General features: G+C 68.8%; 12 protein-coding genes and 3 pseudogenes. 7 read left to right on the forward strand and 8 right to left on the reverse strand.

Annotated features, from left to right (window positions below):
* Positions 1 to 456 precede the first annotated feature (456 nt).
* Complete coding sequence (locus PS467_RS00275; protein ID WP_311033376.1) at positions 457 to 2,142, forward strand: IPT/TIG domain-containing protein; 1,686 nt, start codon at positions 457 to 459, stop codon at positions 2,140 to 2,142.
* An 86-nt stretch (positions 2,143 to 2,228) separates the two neighbouring features.
* On the opposite strand, the gene PS467_RS00280 is transcribed toward PS467_RS00275, so the two are convergent.
* A complete protein-coding gene (locus PS467_RS00280; RefSeq protein ID WP_311033377.1) occupies positions 2,229 to 2,360 on the reverse strand; it encodes a hypothetical protein in 132 nt (43 codons plus the stop codon).
* Between the two features lie 6 nt (positions 2,361 to 2,366).
* Between PS467_RS00280 and PS467_RS00285 the strand changes: the two genes are divergently transcribed.
* Together PS467_RS00285 and PS467_RS00290 are read left to right on the forward strand one after the other, a co-directional pair.
* A complete protein-coding gene (locus PS467_RS00285) occupies positions 2,367 to 3,791 on the forward strand; it encodes a site-specific integrase (RefSeq protein WP_311033378.1) in 1,425 nt (474 codons plus the stop codon).
* A gap of 276 nt (positions 3,792 to 4,067) precedes the next feature.
* Entirely contained in the window at positions 4,068 to 5,165 is a 1,098-nt protein-coding gene (locus PS467_RS00290; protein ID WP_311033379.1) for a caspase family protein, read from the forward strand.
* A 967-nt stretch (positions 5,166 to 6,132) separates the two neighbouring features.
* Here PS467_RS00290 and PS467_RS00295 read toward each other — a convergent pair.
* Positions 6,133 to 6,513: pseudogene (locus PS467_RS00295) on the reverse strand (recombinase family protein); the annotation flags it as partial.
* Between the two features lie 159 nt (positions 6,514 to 6,672).
* Positions 6,673 to 7,380, reverse strand: a complete 708-nt coding sequence (locus PS467_RS00300; RefSeq protein WP_311033380.1) for a TetR/AcrR family transcriptional regulator — start codon at positions 7,378 to 7,380, stop codon at positions 6,673 to 6,675.
* Positions 7,381 to 7,621: 241 nt separating this feature from the next.
* On the opposite strand from PS467_RS00300, the gene PS467_RS00305 reads away from it, so the two are divergent.
* Together PS467_RS00305 and PS467_RS00310 are read left to right on the forward strand one after the other, a co-directional pair.
* The gene (locus PS467_RS00305; RefSeq protein ID WP_184945986.1) at positions 7,622 to 8,209 is read left to right on the forward strand and encodes a flavodoxin family protein; all 588 of its coding nucleotides are present in this window, start codon (positions 7,622 to 7,624) and stop codon (positions 8,207 to 8,209) included.
* 51 nt (positions 8,210 to 8,260) lie between these two features.
* Entirely contained in the window at positions 8,261 to 9,250 is a 990-nt protein-coding gene (locus PS467_RS00310) for an aldo/keto reductase (RefSeq protein WP_311033381.1), read from the forward strand.
* A gap of 154 nt (positions 9,251 to 9,404) precedes the next feature.
* On the opposite strand, the gene PS467_RS00315 is transcribed toward PS467_RS00310, so the two are convergent.
* Genes PS467_RS00315 through PS467_RS00325 form a run of 3 tightly spaced genes read right to left on the reverse strand, consistent with a single transcriptional unit; the run spans position 9,405 to position 12,007 of the window.
* Complete coding sequence (locus PS467_RS00315) at positions 9,405 to 11,027, reverse strand: Tn3 family transposase (RefSeq protein WP_311033382.1); 1,623 nt, start codon at positions 11,025 to 11,027, stop codon at positions 9,405 to 9,407.
* Positions 10,985 to 11,629, reverse strand: a complete 645-nt coding sequence (locus tag PS467_RS00320) for a hypothetical protein (protein ID WP_311033383.1) — start codon at positions 11,627 to 11,629, stop codon at positions 10,985 to 10,987. Before PS467_RS00320 ends, PS467_RS00315 begins: the two co-directional genes overlap by 43 nt.
* Positions 11,630 to 12,007 (reverse strand): phosphotransferase, encoded by a 378-nt coding sequence (locus PS467_RS00325; RefSeq protein ID WP_311033384.1) that lies wholly within the window; start codon positions 12,005 to 12,007, stop codon positions 11,630 to 11,632.
* Positions 12,008 to 12,352: 345 nt separating this feature from the next.
* On the opposite strand from PS467_RS00325, the pseudogene PS467_RS00330 reads away from it, so the two are divergent.
* Positions 12,353 to 13,796: pseudogene (locus tag PS467_RS00330) on the forward strand (NF041680 family putative transposase).
* Between the two features lie 122 nt (positions 13,797 to 13,918).
* Positions 13,919 to 14,500 carry a hypothetical protein gene (locus PS467_RS00335; protein ID WP_311033385.1) on the forward strand — a complete coding sequence of 194 codons (582 nt, stop codon included), beginning with the start codon at positions 13,919 to 13,921 and terminating at the stop codon, positions 14,498 to 14,500.
* Between the two features lie 49 nt (positions 14,501 to 14,549).
* On the opposite strand, the gene PS467_RS00340 is transcribed toward PS467_RS00335, so the two are convergent.
* Positions 14,550 to 15,398 (reverse strand): IS5 family transposase, encoded by an 849-nt coding sequence (locus tag PS467_RS00340; protein WP_311033386.1) that lies wholly within the window; start codon positions 15,396 to 15,398, stop codon positions 14,550 to 14,552.
* A 66-nt stretch (positions 15,399 to 15,464) separates the two neighbouring features.
* Positions 15,465 to 15,883: pseudogene (locus PS467_RS00345) on the reverse strand (RacP protein).
* Positions 15,884 to 15,885: the final 2 nt, after the last annotated feature.

Here is a 15,885-nt window from a genome sequence, read left to right on the forward strand (position 1 = left end):
ATCCGTGACGCGCTGTGACGGGTGGGAGGCGCGACCACCTCTTTCGACCTGCCGGACCACACCGACGTCCGATCTCGAGTACGTAGGTACTTGTTCCTGGCCCGGATATGCCATGGCGCTCGTGATGCGGCAGATCGGGCAGCCCGAAGCATCATGACTGGGCCGTTTGGGTGATATCGCATAGCTGACCCTTGTCACCCGTTTGACATTGTGGGTCACTTTGAGTAGTGGAACCGGTGGGCCGCCCATCCTTTGCCGGGGAACGTGCTGTAGGTGGTTGCCGCGGTTCTTTTGGCGTGGTCGTTCGGCCATGAGGGCCATCTGCCGCCTGGAGCGCGGGCCGCACTGCCGCAGGCGGAACCCCGCAGTGGCATCAACCGACGTCCCTGCCCGGGACTGCGTCTCCGCCCGGGCAGTGGCTGCGGTTCCCCGATACGCGCTCAGAAAGGCTGCGCCATGACCGCCTTGACCCGGCCTGATCCGTTGCTGGCCGCCGTCGCGCTGCCTCGGCAACGCTCCACGGTGCTGCCACCTGCTGACGCCACCATCCCCGTCGGCAACTCGCCACTGGGGGTGGCACTGACTCCGGACGGGGGACGCGGCTACGTCGCGAACCGGGCGTCGAACACCATCAGCGTGATCGACACCGTCACCAACTCCGTCACCGCGACCATCACCACCGGCGGTGGCCCGTTCCTCACGGCGGTCTCGCCGGACGGCACACGCGCCTACGTGACCCTGTTCGACGACGGCACCCTCGGGGTGATCGACACTGCCACCAACACCCTCACGGCCACCATCGCGGTCGGTGCCGCAGCCGTCGCGGTGGCGCTCTCCCCGGACGGCGCCCGCGCCTACGTCACCAGCCAGGGCGCCAACACCCTTAGCGTGGTCGACACCGCGACCAACACCGTCACCGCTACCGTGACCACCGGCCCTATGCCGGTCGGCGTCGCCGTCACCCCCGACGGCGCCCACGCCTACGTCTGCTGCGTCGGCGACAGCTCCGTCAGCGTGATCGACACCGCGACCAACACCGTCACGGGCAGCTTCACCGCCGGCGACGTGCCGGTGATCGTCGCCTTCAGCCCGGACGGCACCCGCGCCTATGTCTGCAATGCGGGGAGCAACAGCGTCAGCGTGATCGACACCACCACCACCACCACCGCCATCGCCACCATCGGCGTCGGCACCCTGCCGCGTTTCGTGGCCGTGAGTCCGGACGGGACCGCCGTCTACACCACCGACTTCACCGACAACGCCGTGAGCGTGATCGACACCGCCACCAACACCGCCACCGGCAGCATCCCGGTCGGCAACGGCCCCGTCTGCGTCGCGGTCACCCCTGCCGGGAACCGGCTGTACGTGACGGACAACGCCGACAACGCCGTCAGCGTGATCGCCCTGACGCTCGTACCTAGCCAGGGCACCACCGCCGGTGGCACCATCGTGACCATTCGAGGCCACGATCTGGCCGGCGCAACCGCCGTGCACTTCGGCGACAGGCTCGCCACCATCCTGGCCAACACCGCGACCTCGGTCACGGTCCGCACCCCCGCCGGACAGGGCGCGGTCCCCGTGACCGTCACCACCCCGGGTGGCACCGGCGTCTTCGGCACCTTCTACTACCGCCCCACCCCACTGCTGACCGGGATCACCCCGACCATGGGTTCCGTTGCCGGCGGAGGCACCGCGGTCATCACCGGAGCCAACCTGACCGGGACCACCTCGGTGCGCTTCGGCTCCAGAGTGGCCACCATCCAGTCCGTCACCGACACCGCCGTCACGGTCGGCATCCCCGGCGCTCCATCCACCGGCCCGGTGTCCGTCACCGTCATCACCCCCGTCGGAAACGCCAACGGCCTGACCTTCACCTACCTCGACACCCCCTCCCTGACTGCCGTCAGACCCGACACCGGACCAACCGCCGGCGGCACCGACGTCACCATCACCGGCGCCAACCTCGCCACCACCCAGGCAGTCACCTTCGACAACACTCCCGCGCCCTTCGCCGTCATCTCCGACCAGACGATCACCGCAGCCGCCCCGCCCCACCCCGCCGGCGGAATCACCATCATCGTCAGCACCATCGGCGGCAGCTCCCAGAGCACCTACACCTACCTCGACGGACCCGCCATCTGACCCCGCCGCCGGCCCGCCCACGGCCGCCTTCCGCCAAGGAGCGGACAGCGGTCCTCTCCCGGAAGCCGCCTCCGGATGCGGAACAGTCAGGTGTCGGTCACCGCCACGGCCGCGAGCACGGTCCCGGCGGGAGGGCCGGGCACGGCGTCACCGGGCACGGCGTCACCGGGACCGGGCGGCCGGGGCGTGAAGGAGGCCAGCTGCTGCGGCGCCCTCATTACGCGATGGTGCTGGACGAGGTGAGCCGGTGCGGGCAGCAGCTGTACTTCGCCGACATGCTGCGGCGCGTCCGGCTGATGACGCCGGGGCCGGTCCGCCGCCGCGCCGAGCCGCCTGCGATGCCCTCGCCTTCGCCGTTGCCGGTGAAGCACCGGCAGCTGGCGCTGTACCCGCCGCACGGCCGGGACCTACGACGCGCGCAGGAGCGCGGCTTCCCCGAGGCGGATGCGCCCGAGGTGGCGGCGGCGCTGAAGGCCGCGGCCGACGCCTACGCGCGACGTCACGGCCTGGAGTACGCCACTGCCCAGGGCCTTGACCGGGGCCTGCGCATCCTCCTGGCCCTCCAGGACACCCCCGGAGCCCCGTTCCGGGCGTCCGACGTCCTGCTTCTGCGAGACCTGCACCTGCCGGCCAGGCCGCTGCTGAAGCTGCTGTCCCACATCGACATGCTCGACGATGACCGCATCCCTTCGGTGGTGCCCTGGTTCCGTGAGGTCACCGCGGACTTCCCCGAACCGATGGCCGCCGAGCTGAACACCTGGTTCGAGCTGATGCTCGCGGGCAGCACCACCGCACCGCGGCTGAAGGCCCGCTCACCTCGGTGGATCCGGCGCATGATGAGGTCCGCGCTGCCCGCCCTGCGCACGTGGACGGCCCGGGGCAAGGACTCGCTGCGGGCCATCACCCGGGACGACGTCCTGGACGTCCTGCCCGACAGCGCAACCCCGCGAGCCAACATGCTCCAGGGCCTGCGGCACATCCTGCGGCCACTCAAGCGACGGCGGATCATCTTCACCGACCCCACCGCCCGCATCTTCTGCGGTATGCCGACCGCCACCATCCCCCTGCCGGTCGAGGTCACCGACCTCCGCCAGATCCTCCAGGACCAGACGGCTCCGAGAGCGGCCCTGTCAGCGCTGGTCATCTTCCACGCGCTCACCTCCCGCGAACTGCGCACCGCGCTGACCACCGGCCTGCGCGACGGTCGGCTCTTCCTGCCCAACCGAACGGTCCTGCTCGCAGACCCCGTGCGGGACCGGCTCACGGCCTACCTGGACCACCGCAACAGCCGGTGGCCCCGCACCGCCAACCCTCACCTGTTCCTCTCCCAGACCACGGCCTGCGGCGTGGAGCCCGTCAGCCACGTCTGGGTCAACGACGTACTCGGCATGCCCGCCCGCCGCCTCCGCGAGGACCGCCTCCTTCACGAAGCCGAGGCCACCGGAGGCGATCCCCGCCGAATCTGCGATCTGTTCGGCCTGACCGTCGGCGCGGCCCTGCGCTACACCTCCACCGTCGACCAGGCCGGCCTGGTCGACTACAACCTCCGCAACGCCGGACCACGCCCGAGACTTACACCGACGGGGTTAGCTGAGTGGGTGCTTGACGGCCCCGAGGGATCACTCAGCGATTCTGAATCCACCAGGTGATCACTCCCAGAGACGCGGCTCCAGCCGCCGATGCCACGCCCCGTACCGCGCTGAACATCGCTGCACGGCCGAGCCGCCGAACGATGCCGTTCTTGCCCTGCTCCCGTCCCATTGGGTTTCTCCCCGTGTTGAAGATTCCGATACTCGGATTCGACAACAGACCAGGTCAGGGTGTCTGTAGCCTCGGACAGGCCCGGCTGCTCGCGGCCGCTGTCGGCTGTGCTCGGCCACTCTCGGACGGCCAGCGTCTTGATAGAGCAAGGGAAAGGTGCAGTTGTGGGGGCAAGTGAGGACCTGATCGAAGCCTTCGTGGCTGACCTCCGTCAATTACGCCGTGCCGTGGGCCAGCCATCCTTCCGTGACCTGGAGACCCATGCGCGGAAGGCCGGAAGCCATCTGCCAGCTTCAACCGCCTCAGACGCGGTACGCGGCCGACGGCTCCCGAAGCCGGGCGTGGTCATCGCGTTCGTCTCGGCCTGCCGACACTATGCGGAGAAGAACGGGATCCCTGTGCCTGAGCGTGCCCGGGAGACGTACTCCTGGCAGGACGCCTGGGCAAAGGCGTTGGCGGGTCTCGATGAGGGAGAAAAAGTCAGAAAGCCCCCGGCCCGCGAAACGCCCAGCTCAGATCCGCGCAGCGGTCCTTCCGAACGGCGGAACCGCTGGTGGATTCCGGAGCGCCAGCGGTGCTCTTACCTGTTGATCGGCAGCAGCACTGCTGGCAGCCGCCATGCTCCGTTGTACGGTGTGCCCCGCGACTGCGAACGCATGTCAGCAGCAGTTCGCGCCGCAGCACCATGGATGTCGTTGACGATGCTGCTCGATCCGACGAACCAGGAAGCACACGACGAGATCCGTCGTGCCATGGCCGCTCCGTGGGAACTTCTGGTGGTGCACGTTGTCGGGCACGGCTACCTCAACGAGTCCGCACGACTGTCCTTGATCATGAAGGACTCCCAGGAAGACAACCTGCTGCAGACGTCGGTCGACCTTCAGGGCCTTCTGTCCCAGGCGGAGCGGCGTTCACAGGAACGAGCGGTGATCCTCATCGTGGACACCTCGTTCGCCGGTGCCGCGATCCCAAGCACTCCGCCGACGCTGAGTAACTGGTTCGTCCTGGCCGCAACGGAGGCCCATGGCCTGGCATACGAGTGGGCGGGAGAAGACGGTGAGGGGTCCTTCACCGGAGTGCTTGCCCACCTGCTGAACAACGGCATCGCCGCCAGCCCGTACCCCCTGGTGACGATGATGGACCTCGCCCGGGAATCATCAGAGGCAATCCTCCTACGCGACTCAAGTGGCCGTCAGAAGGTTACCTGGAGCGGCACTACGAGCATCGAAGCCCTCGCCCTTGCCTGTAACCATGCGAAGTGAGGTGACAGCGGGCCGAACCTGAAGACACCCGCTGGTTTGGCGGGCCCCGCAATCCGCGGGTTGAGGACACGCTCCGGCCTGCTCGCCTGGTGAGCCGCCAGCGCCCGCTGGTAGCCCGGCGATGCGGCCTCCCGCGTACGGACCGGCGCCTCGGACACGGCTGGCCGCAAGTCCGGGTCGGCGGCTGCCGAGGCGGAGCCAGCGTCGCTTGGGTGCGGGCGGCAGGACATACCGGGTGCGCACGTTCGCGCCCGGCACCTTCGCGTTGGCCGCCGCGATCAGCTTCGGCGCGCTCCAGCGCAGCTTGGTGCCGAACGCGGGGGCGTCGGGGACGACGTCCAGGCGGCCGGTGTCCGTATCGAACTTCACCGCGTGGGCGCGGCCGACGAGTTCGGGCGGCCGCGGCGAGGATGTCGTCCCACTGCGCAAGGGAGCCGCCGCCGGCGGCCGCAGCGGCCATGCGCGCTCGGTCGTCATCATCGTGATCGCGGTGGCGAGTCCGAGCGGCTCGCAGCCGTCCCGCCGTATGGCCTGGCCGGTGCGCCGCTTCGGCTTCCGACGTATCGGACGCGCGGTACGGGACCGCGAGACTCCACACAGCTGTAGGTTCTCGCTGCTCGTGTCCTACGGTGAGGCCGTGACCTGCGGCTTCTCGCGGTGTCTCACGCCGTGTCGGCCCCGGTCTCCTATCCCTGACCCACGGTGCAAAGTAGCGGTCAGGGCTTCGTGACCTCCGTCTTCTTCGGCTGACGGGGGACGGTCTTGGCCTTGTTGAGGTGCCCGTACACCGTCGACCTCGGCACACCGAACATGTCGGCAATTTGTTGGAGGTCTTCTCCCGCTCGTCGTAGAACCGTTGGGCGAGCGCGGCCTGGTCCTCGGTGAGCTTCGGCCGACGCCCGCCGACCCGGCCGCGGGCCCGCGCGGAGGCGAGCCCGTCGTTGGTGTTCGCGACGATCAGCTCGCGCTGGAGCTCAGCGAGCACGCTGAGCATGCCGAACATGGCCCTTCCCTCCATCGTGGACGTGTCGATGCCCTGCTCGATGACGTGCAGCCCGATCCCGCGCTCGTGCAGCTCGGCGCCGAGGGTCACCAGGTGCAGCACCGAGCGGGAGAGCCGGTCGAGCCGGGTGACCTTCAACGTGTCGCCCTCGCGCAGCAGCTGGAGGACGAGATCGAGCTTCGGGCGGGACGCCTTCGCGCCGCTGGCGGTGTCGACGTGGATGTTGTCGCGGTCGACGTCGGCCCGCAGCAGGGCGTCAATCTGATGATCAGGGTTCTGGTCGGCGGTCGAAACCCGCGCGTAGCCGATGAGCATGTGTCGGAATCCATCGGCCGGACCGTTCATCGACGTTGATTGCCGACGCGAGTTGTCGACACTACCCACCTGCGGGTTCGTGATCGCGCGGGCGAGTGTCGGCAGTCGATCGTTTGCCGACACTCATATCGAGTGCTGCACGGCCGGCGTAACCGACTGCGCCCACCGCCTGCGGAGCAGGCGGCCCCTTCAGCCTGCCAACTGCTGTAGCCATTCGCGCAGCAGAGCCGTCTCCGTGTCTCGCAGAGGTACCCCGGTGCTGAGCGCGGTTTCAAGTGCGGCATCGAGGGCGAGTGCGCGCGAGGCCAGGTCCGACCCGGATGAGGCGGGCGCGTCAGTGGTGACCGAGGCCATGACGGTGTCCCGCAGCCGCGCCGAAGTGGTCAGGTCCCGATCCGAGGGCTCTTCGCCGATCAGCGCCAGCGTGGCACCCGTCGTCGCCGCATGGATGACGCGGGTCGCCTGCTCCACCGGAACCCGAAGGCGCCCGGCCTCGGCCGCCCGGCCCAGCAGTGTCACCAGCAGGGCGTGCGCCTCGTCCGCGGCCGGGGGCCGCCGCCCGGGCTGCACCGTGCCGTACATGAGCATGTAGAACGCGGGGTGCCGCAGTCCGAAGTCGACGTGCAGGTCCCAGCCGCGGTAGAGGTCGGCCACCGGGTCGTCCGGGGTCAGCGCCAGTGCCTCCCGTTTCTCGGCCAGGTACATCTCGAACCCGTAGGCGGCCAGCTCGGCCAGGAGTCCGTCCTTGTCGTCGAACATCCGGTAGAGCGCGGGGGCCGTGATGCCCGCGGCTGCGGCGACCGCGCGTGTGGAGACCGCTTCGCTGCCGCCCTCCTCCAAAAGCTTGGCGGCCACCTGCAGTACCTGGCGTCGCGCGGCGCGTCGTCCCTCGTTCATGGAACAATGATATCTCATTTTGCGTATCGCCGCCTTATCGGTGTTACTGTTTAAAGCGGAACGACGATCCATGCTGATGGTGGCCGGCGCCGGCCCGCGACACCTGGGCAGGCGCCGCACCCCGGCCGGGGCCGTTGGTCCCCCACTCGTGGAGCAGTGCGGCCGACCGCCTCAGCGGGCAGCTCATCGTCTGCCGGCATACCACCGAACACGCCGCCATCGCGGCAGGAGAGGAACACCCGTGTCCGATATCTCGATCGTCATCGCGTCGCATTCCGGCTACGGCCACACCGCGCAGATCGCCACGGCCGTGGCCGACGGCGCGCGCTCCATCGCTGGGACGCACGTCCACCGCGTGGACGTCGCCTCCCTCAGCGACGCCGACTGGGAACTGATGGACGCCGCGGACGCCATCATCTTCGGTACCCCCACCTACATGGGCACCGCCTCGGGGGCGTTCCACGCCTTCGCCGAGGCCACCAGCAAGCGGTGGATGACCCGCGCCTGGAGCGACAAGCTCGCGGCGGGATTCACCAACTCCGGCTCCATGAGCGGCGACAAACTGCACACCCTGCAGTACCTGGCGCTCCTGGCGGCCCAGCACGGAATGCTCTGGGTGAGCCTGAACCTCCTGCCGGGCTGGAACACCACCACATCCGGCCCCCAGGACGACAACCGCCTGGGCTTCTACCTCGGCGCCGGCGCACAGAGCTTCAACGACACCCCTGCCGTCCACGATGCAGACCTGAACACCGCCCGCCACCTCGGCCGGCGCGTCGCCGAGCACACCCGCATCCACCGCGCCGGACTGACCGCCGCAGCGCACTGACACAACGGTCCGCCAGAAATTGCCTTCTAGTTCCTTTCGGAGGAGTGAGTCATGCAGCATCGGACACTCGGAAGCCAGGGCCTTGAGGTCTCGGCGATCGGCTACGGCGCGATGGGCCTGACGATGGCCTACGGATCCACCGACGAGGAGGCCGGCGTCGCCGCCCTCCGCCGCGCGCACGACCTGGGCGTCACCTTCTTCGATACCGCCGAGATGTACGGCTGGGGCACCGGATCCAACGAGATCCTGGTCGGCAAGGCAGTCAGGGACTTCCGCGACGACGTGATCCTGGCCACCAAGTTCGGCGTCGACATGTCGGTACCGCCCGAGCAGATCGGCGGCCCTCTCAACAGCCGGCCCGACAACATCCGCAAGGTCGCCGACAACAGCCTGCGCTACCTCGGCGTGGATCACATCGACGTCTTCTATCAGCACCGCGTCGACCCCGAGGTGCCCATCGAGGAGGTCGCGGGCACCGTCAAGGAACTGATCGACGCGGGCAAGGTGAAGTACTTCGGCCTCAGCGAGGCCGGGCCCGAGACGATCCGCAGGGCGCACGCCGTGCAGCCGGTCTCCGTCCTGCAGACCGAGTACTCCCTGTTCGAACGGGACGTCGAGCAGCTCTTCCCCACCCTGGACGAACTCGGCATCGGCTTCGTCGCCTACTCCCCCCTCGGCCGCGGGTTCATCACCGGCACCGCCAAGCCTGCCGGCCAGTACGAAGGCAACGACCTGCGCAACGTCGACCCCCGCTGGCAGCCGGGCAACTTCGAGAAGAACATCGAAGCCGTCGACCGGCTCGCCGAGCTCGCGGCGGCCAAGGGTGCCACCGTCTCCCAGCTGGCCCTGGCCTGGCTCCTGACCCGTGGCGAGCACATCGTGCCGATCCCCGGCACCCGCAGCCCGAAGCGCGTCCAGGAAAACGCCGGCGCCGCCGACCTGACCCTCACCGACACCGACCTCAAGGCCATCGCCGAGATCCTGCCTCAGGGCGGCTTCGGCGCCCGCTACACCGAGGGGCACGTGCCCACCTGGATCTGAGACCCACCCTGGGACAGATGCACTCGGACACCGACGGCGGCACACGGACCCGGTAAGGCCCGGATCACCGGAGCCTTGGAATGCCGGCCACGGCGAGAGGCGCCCGAAGCCGTTGGAGCTGGCTTCGGGCACTCTCTTCGACGGCGCCGAACACTCAGCTGGGCATCGTCGCGGTGGGCTCAGGGAAACGCGGCCGGGGCACTGTGATCGATAGCCCCAAGTCGAGCCGCTTGTCCATGTCGAGGCGGAAGGTGCCGTAGGGGTTGACGTTCGACCAGAACAGCGCGGTCAGCCCGCGCCGGTCTTCGCCGCTGAGCCGCTTCGCCCACTCCGGCTCGGCCAGGACCTGTTGCAGCAGCAGGGTATTGATGTGGACGAGGCTTGACTGGAGCAGGTGCAGGGCGAGCATCGATGTCTCGGCGTGCTCTTTGTCCGGGCCGGTCAGGGCGCCGTCCTTGCCGTAGTGCAGGACGGTGTTCGCGCTGTTCCAGTTCTCCACGACCTGGAGCCCGCCGTGGATCTCACGCCGCAGGCCGGGGCTGGCCAGGTAATCGCACGCGAAGATGGTGCGAACCGCGCGGCCGAGCTCTTCGAGCGCGGCGTAGGTGGAGTGCTTGGAGCCACCGCGGGTGAAGCGCCGCAGGACCTGTTCCGCCTCCGTGGTGCCCAGGCGCAGGGCGGTGGCGTACTTGACCATCTGGTCGTACTGCTGGGCGATCAGGTCCCACTTGATGGCCCGGGTCGTCAGCGAGCCGCCGAGCGCCGGCCAGCCGGGCGGGGTGTCGTCCGGGCGGTACAGACGGATGCTGCCGATGTTCTTCAGCCTCGGCAGCAGACGGAAGTTGAGCAGCTCGGTGAAAGCGAACCCGACCACGCTCGCGCCGTGCGTGTCGACGTAGTTGGACTCGATCTCGGCGTCTGTGCAGTGCCGCAGCAGGCCCTCGATCATCGCCGCGACCTCGGATGACGAACAACTCTTGAGCTGGGAGTAGATGCAGACGTTCTTCTTCTCCACGTGCCAATAAATCATCACGCCGTTGCCGCCGTAGCGGGCATGGTATTCGGTCATGAAGTTCGAGGACCAGGACCCGAACTTCTTCGAGTCCGACGCGCACGAGGTGCCCTGTCCCCACCAGGCGGCATCCCGGGCGGCGAACGTGCCGTTCACGAGCCGGGTGACGGCCGCGCGGAGGTTGTCGACGGTGATGAAGTGCCGGCGCACGTGCCGCAGCGCGGCCTCGGTCTCACCGTGCTCGCCGGTCGCCACGATCGCCCGGATGCCCATGTTGGTGCCCAGGGCGAACAGTGCGAGCAGCAGGCGCCGCTGGAGGGTGGCGCGGTCGATGCGCTCGTACGCGGCGACCGAGGAGAACTCGTCGGTGAAGCCGGTGAGGAAGTCCGCGTTCTTCAGCACGTCCAGCAGGTCGAGCACCCCCCACCGCCGTACGACCTCGTCCTTGAGGGCCTGAAGTCCGGTGGGCTCGTCCAGCGGCTCCAGCTTCGGCACGGTGATCCACGGCTCGCCCTTGCGGGTGGTGACCTTCGCCCCGCCCGCCGAGCCGTCCGCGAGCGCCGTCGACAGCCGGTCCAGGCCGTCCGTCATCCGGCGCTTCAGGCCCGTGACGAACACCCTCGGGTCCTCGGGCTGGCGGATCGCGACGTAGTACACGGTGCGGGCCGACTCGAAGTCAGCGGGCAGATCGTCCTCCGGGTTGCGCCACCGCATCCCGCCCTCTACGTAGATCTCCCGGCGCCGGATCGCGTCTCGCAGCGCCACCAGCACGCACAGCTCGTACGGGATGCGCTCGATACGGCCCTTATCGTCGACGACCGCGGCCAGCAGAGCGAGACGATCAGGTGTTCAGCGCGGCTGCCGGCCTCGGAGACGTGGTGGAAGTGGCCCAGGAACCCGGTCCAGGCGTGGCCTTCGAGGAGGAGTTCCGGGAGGTCGACGGTGGGGATGCGGGCGTCGACGGCTTCGCGGAGCTCTTTGAGGCTGGCCGGTTCGGTGAGCTTGTCCAGGCCGGTGAGGACGAGATGATCGCGCAGTTTGCCGTTCTCGGTGCGCTGCTCGATGCGCACGTGCGGGTTGTCGGCAAGCCCGGCGCGCAGGCGCCGGTAGTCGTCGTCGAGTTCGCTGCACCAGCGGTCCAGGTCGACGCCGGGCTTCGCGGACAGGCCGAGGCTGCGGCACACCCGGGTGCGGGCGTTTTCCCAGGCGTCGTCCTGGAGCAGGGCCTTGCGGGGGTCACCCCACTTGTCCAGGCCAGGTACGAACACGTCGTGGCGGCGCAGGGCGCCGCGCGGGGCTTCGGCGGTGCCGACGATCCAGGCGTGCTTGTCTACGCCGCCAGCGTGCTCGCCCTCAGTGGGGAACACCTACGTCTGCCAGGTGGGGCCGAAGTGCTTGACGGGGACGGAGGGGAACAGTTCGCTCTGGCGGCTCTTGGCCAGGGTTCGCTCCAGCTTCGGCAGGAACTTCAGGGCCTCCATCAGGGGACCGGCCTCTTCGGCCACGCCGCGAGCCGCCGCGGCGACCAGACGACGGGCCGCTGGTGTGAGTTCGTCGGTGGTGAGCAACGAGGCGTAGTCGAACACGCGACTGCCGCTGCCTACCGCTTCGATATCGATGACGCCGCTGACACGGTTGCCGTCGAAGAGGATGTTCGCGGGACGGAAGTCGCCGTGTACCAGGTCACCGGTCGGCAGCTGCACCTCTCCATGGGCGCTGAGCAGGCGTTCGCACTCCGCTGCCATCGCCCGGCCCTCCGGTCCGCAGTGCGCGGCCCGGCGCAGCAGGCCGCCGTCCGTCAGCTGTCCCGTGACGCCAGTCCGTTCGGCAGCAGGTCAACGAGGCGTTCACTGCCGCGTTCAACCCCAAGCCCCAGGCCGCCGCACCCATGGCGCCGCCGTCAGCGCGTCTTGCAGCCCACGGGCGGGAGCCGTCCGGGTCACCGCCGTGCCCCAGAGTGAGCTTGTTCCTTAACATCGGGCCCGGCCGTGTGGTCACTCTTTGGAGTGATCGCAGGGTATGAGGGCGGCCTTCCTCGTGATCCTGAACTCTGCGACGAGGTCCCGGAGTTCACCAGGAAGGCCGTGAGGATGAGTGTGCTGGCATCGGCCGGCGAGCGGAACGTGCTTGAGGAACTGCCACGCTTTCGGACGGCCTTTTACGGGTGCTTGTCCGCGCGAGCGGATGCGTTCTTCGAGCTTTCCGACGCGCTGCTGTGCGCAGACGGGCCGACGCGGACGCCGGTCGAGCTGTCCCTGCTCGCCGAGCACCAGCGCGGCTACGGCTCGTTGTACGGCGCTCTGAACCATGGTCGGCTCGACACGAACACCCTGCGTGACCTGCTGGTTTCCTTGCCGCTACCGCGGTTCGACGGGCGGATCGTGCTCACGGTGGACGTCTCACCGTGGCTGCGGTCGGACGCCGCCTGCTCGCCGGAGCGATTGTTCTGCCTGGTCCACGGCCGCAACGGCCGCTCATCGGACCACGTGGTGCCGGGCTGGCCGTACTCATTCGTCGCCGCGCTCACCCCGGACCGCACGTCGTGGACCCAGGTCCTGGACGCGGTCCGGCCCGGGCCCACCGACGACGCCGCGGCCGTCACCGCCGACCAGCTGCGGGCCGTGGTCGAGCGCCTGGTCACGGCCGGTCAGTGGCAGGACGGCGACCGGAACATCCTGGTCGTGATGGACGCGGGCTACGACGTGATGCGCCTGGCCTGGGTACTGAGCGACCTTCCCGTCGAGGTGGTCGGGCGCCTTCGTTCCGATCGCCTCCTGCGACTGCCGGCGCCGCCGCGTGTCTACGACCCCCAGGGCGGCAGGCCTCCCAAGCACGGAGCGGAGTTCCGCCTGGCGAAGCCGGAGACCTGGCCGGAGCCGACAGCAGTGACCCTCAACAACACACCCCGCTACGGCAAGGCCGAGGCCCGCGCCTGGGACCGGCTCCACCCCCGGCTCACCCACCGCTCGCCCTGCATCGACCTGGACGGCGAACTCCCCCTGATCGAAGGCACGATGATCCGCCTCAAGGCCGACCACCTGCCCGGCGACCGCGACGCGCCGCCGGTCTGGCCGTGGTCCTCCGCGACCGGCGCGCCCCCGGACCACCTCGACTTCGTCTGGTCATGCTACCTGCGCAGATGCGACCTGGAGCACACGTTCCGCCTGTTCAAGCAGTCCCTGGGCTGGACCCGCCCCCGGCTGCGTGACCCACAGGCAGCGGACCGGTGGACGTGGCTGGTGATCGCCGCGCACACCCAGCTCCGCCTCGCGCCGCCGCTGGCAGCCGACCGGCGCAAGCCCTGGGAGAAGACCACCCGCACCGGCACCGCGCTCACCCCGACCCGCGTCCGGCGCGGGTTCAGAAACATCCGCCCCCACCTCGGCAGTCCAGCCCGTGCACCCAAACCCACCCGGCCGGGGGCCAGGACGACCACCCGGTTCGAAGAACCGGCGCCCCACCACCCGCTACGACGTGGGCAAGACCGTCAAACGACCCGAGACCCTAGTCGCTCTGCGTAATGGCAGATGTTAAGGAACAAGCTTAGAGCCTGTTTCTGATCCCGCTGCTGACACTGCCAGGGTGCGCCGGAGCCGATGGAGGCGAGCTGATGCTGCGCCAGGTCGGTCATCGGCTGGCCATGACAGGGTGTCGGTATGGGGCAAGGGTGGGAAACGATCATCACCGGGGCAGTAGGTCTCGCGGGAGCAATCGTTGGCGGTGTCGCTGCGATCATTGGTGCGCGCATCGGTGCAGAAAAGACAGCTCAGGCCACACGCCAGCAGGTCCGGGACCAGGCTCGCAGAGAGCACGAGCACTGGCTGCGGCAACTGCGCCTGGATGTGTCTGAAGCGCTGGTCACGGCGTCTGACGAGTGGTTACGAGAAGAGATGCTCTTTCGGATCCACATAGAGCGGGGGGAGTTGGAGGAGGCGGAGCAGAAGTCTCAGGAGATGGGTATGAGATGCCTCGCCGTTGCAGCGCTGATATCTCGGGTATGCATTCTCGGCCCCCTGGAACTTGCGGAGGCTGCTGAGGGTTTGCACGCTCCTATGCTTGGTTTCTTAGATCATGTAGCCGAGGACCCTCTCATATTTGAGCCTGCCGACGACAGTGAAGAGCAGCGAGGGAGGAGAACAGAGTCCCTCGATGCCTTTCTTGAGTCCCAAGGGGAGGCTCGGGAGGCATTCGTTTCGGCGGCTCACATAGTTGTTGCAGCGCCTCCAGAGGAGGTGTGAGCGGTTCCGTCTCAACGCCCGCGCAAAGTGCAGGAGTAAAGCGGGGTGGTCAGGCACCGGTCGGCGCCGGTTTCCTCGGCCAGCTCGGGGTGGCGCCCTTCCGGGCCAGGCGCCTGCTCATCAGGGTGATGGCGGCCCAAGTGATCAGCGTCTCGGAGTGCTGGACGAGCCGTTCGTAGTCGCGGGCATGCCGACGGGCGTGCATCATCCACGCAAGACTGCGCTCGACGACCGATCTGCGGGGGAGCACGACGAATCCGGAGGCGTCCTTGGGGCGGCTGACCGGCTTGATCGTCAGGTTGAGGTGCCGTTTCGCCCAGGTCACGAGCTTGCCCGCGTAGGCGGAGTCGGCCCAGACGATGGTGATCTCGGGGTGCATCAGCCGGAGACGGAAGAGGACTTCCTTCGCCGCAGCGGAGTCGTGCAGGTCGGCCGGGGTGACCATGACCAGCAGGGGCAGCCCGCGTGTATCCACGACCAGGTGGCGCTTCCGGCCGTTGATCTTTTTTCCTGCGTCGTAGCCGCGGCTGTCCTTCGCCACGGTCTCCGCGGCCTTGACGCTCTGAGAGTCGATGACCGTGGCGACCGCGCGCGGGCCCTTGCCGAGCTCGCGGCGGATCCGCCCAGCGAGCTGGTCGCGGATCTGTCCGATGATCCCGGCAGCGGCCCAGCGTGCCATGAAGCCCCAGCCCGTGCGCCAGGGCGGGAAATCCGCAGGCAGGGCCCTCCACTTGCATCCGGTATCGACGACGTAGCGGATCGCGTCGACGATCTCGCGACGGGGGTGCTTCTCCGGCCGGCCGCCGCGGCGGGTCTCGCAGGCCGGGGTGGGCAACAGCGGCTCGATCAGGGCCCATTCGGCGTTGGTGGTGTCGGAGGGATAGCGGCGGCGGCGCACGGCTTCCCTCCCTCCGGGCAGGTGAGGAGGGACGCCCGACCTCTGGCCGGGCGCCCCTCGTGGTGGTCAGGCAGAGACAACGAGGTCGAGGGTGGATTCGATGGAGTTGAGCTGAGCGATGATGTGCTTGATCCACTTGTCGCGCGGATGAGCTGCGGCATGCGGGGCGACCGTGCCGGTGATGAACCGCCGGAACTCGGTGAGCTTCTCGGCGAGCACGGCCCGCTCGTATGCCTCCAGCGCCGCGCGGTCGGCACCGAGCTGGTAGCCGTCAGCCCTGGTCCAGATCAGCGGCGGCCAGCCGTTCTCCGCGATGATGTCGCGCAAGCAGGCGAGCCCCGCTCTGACCTGGCTGGGGGACAGCTCGCTGGCGCGGACCAGCTGGGGAAACAGCAGCCCGGCCGGTCGGGCCTCGAACAGCACGAACCGGAGGGTGTCCGCATGCCGCTGAGCGGCCTCGCCCGTCGTCGCGAGGCACGGGGCACCC

This window comes from Streptomyces luomodiensis (assembly GCF_031679605.1).
In the GTDB taxonomy this organism is placed as follows: Bacteria; Actinomycetota; Actinomycetes; order Streptomycetales; family Streptomycetaceae; genus Streptomyces; species Streptomyces luomodiensis.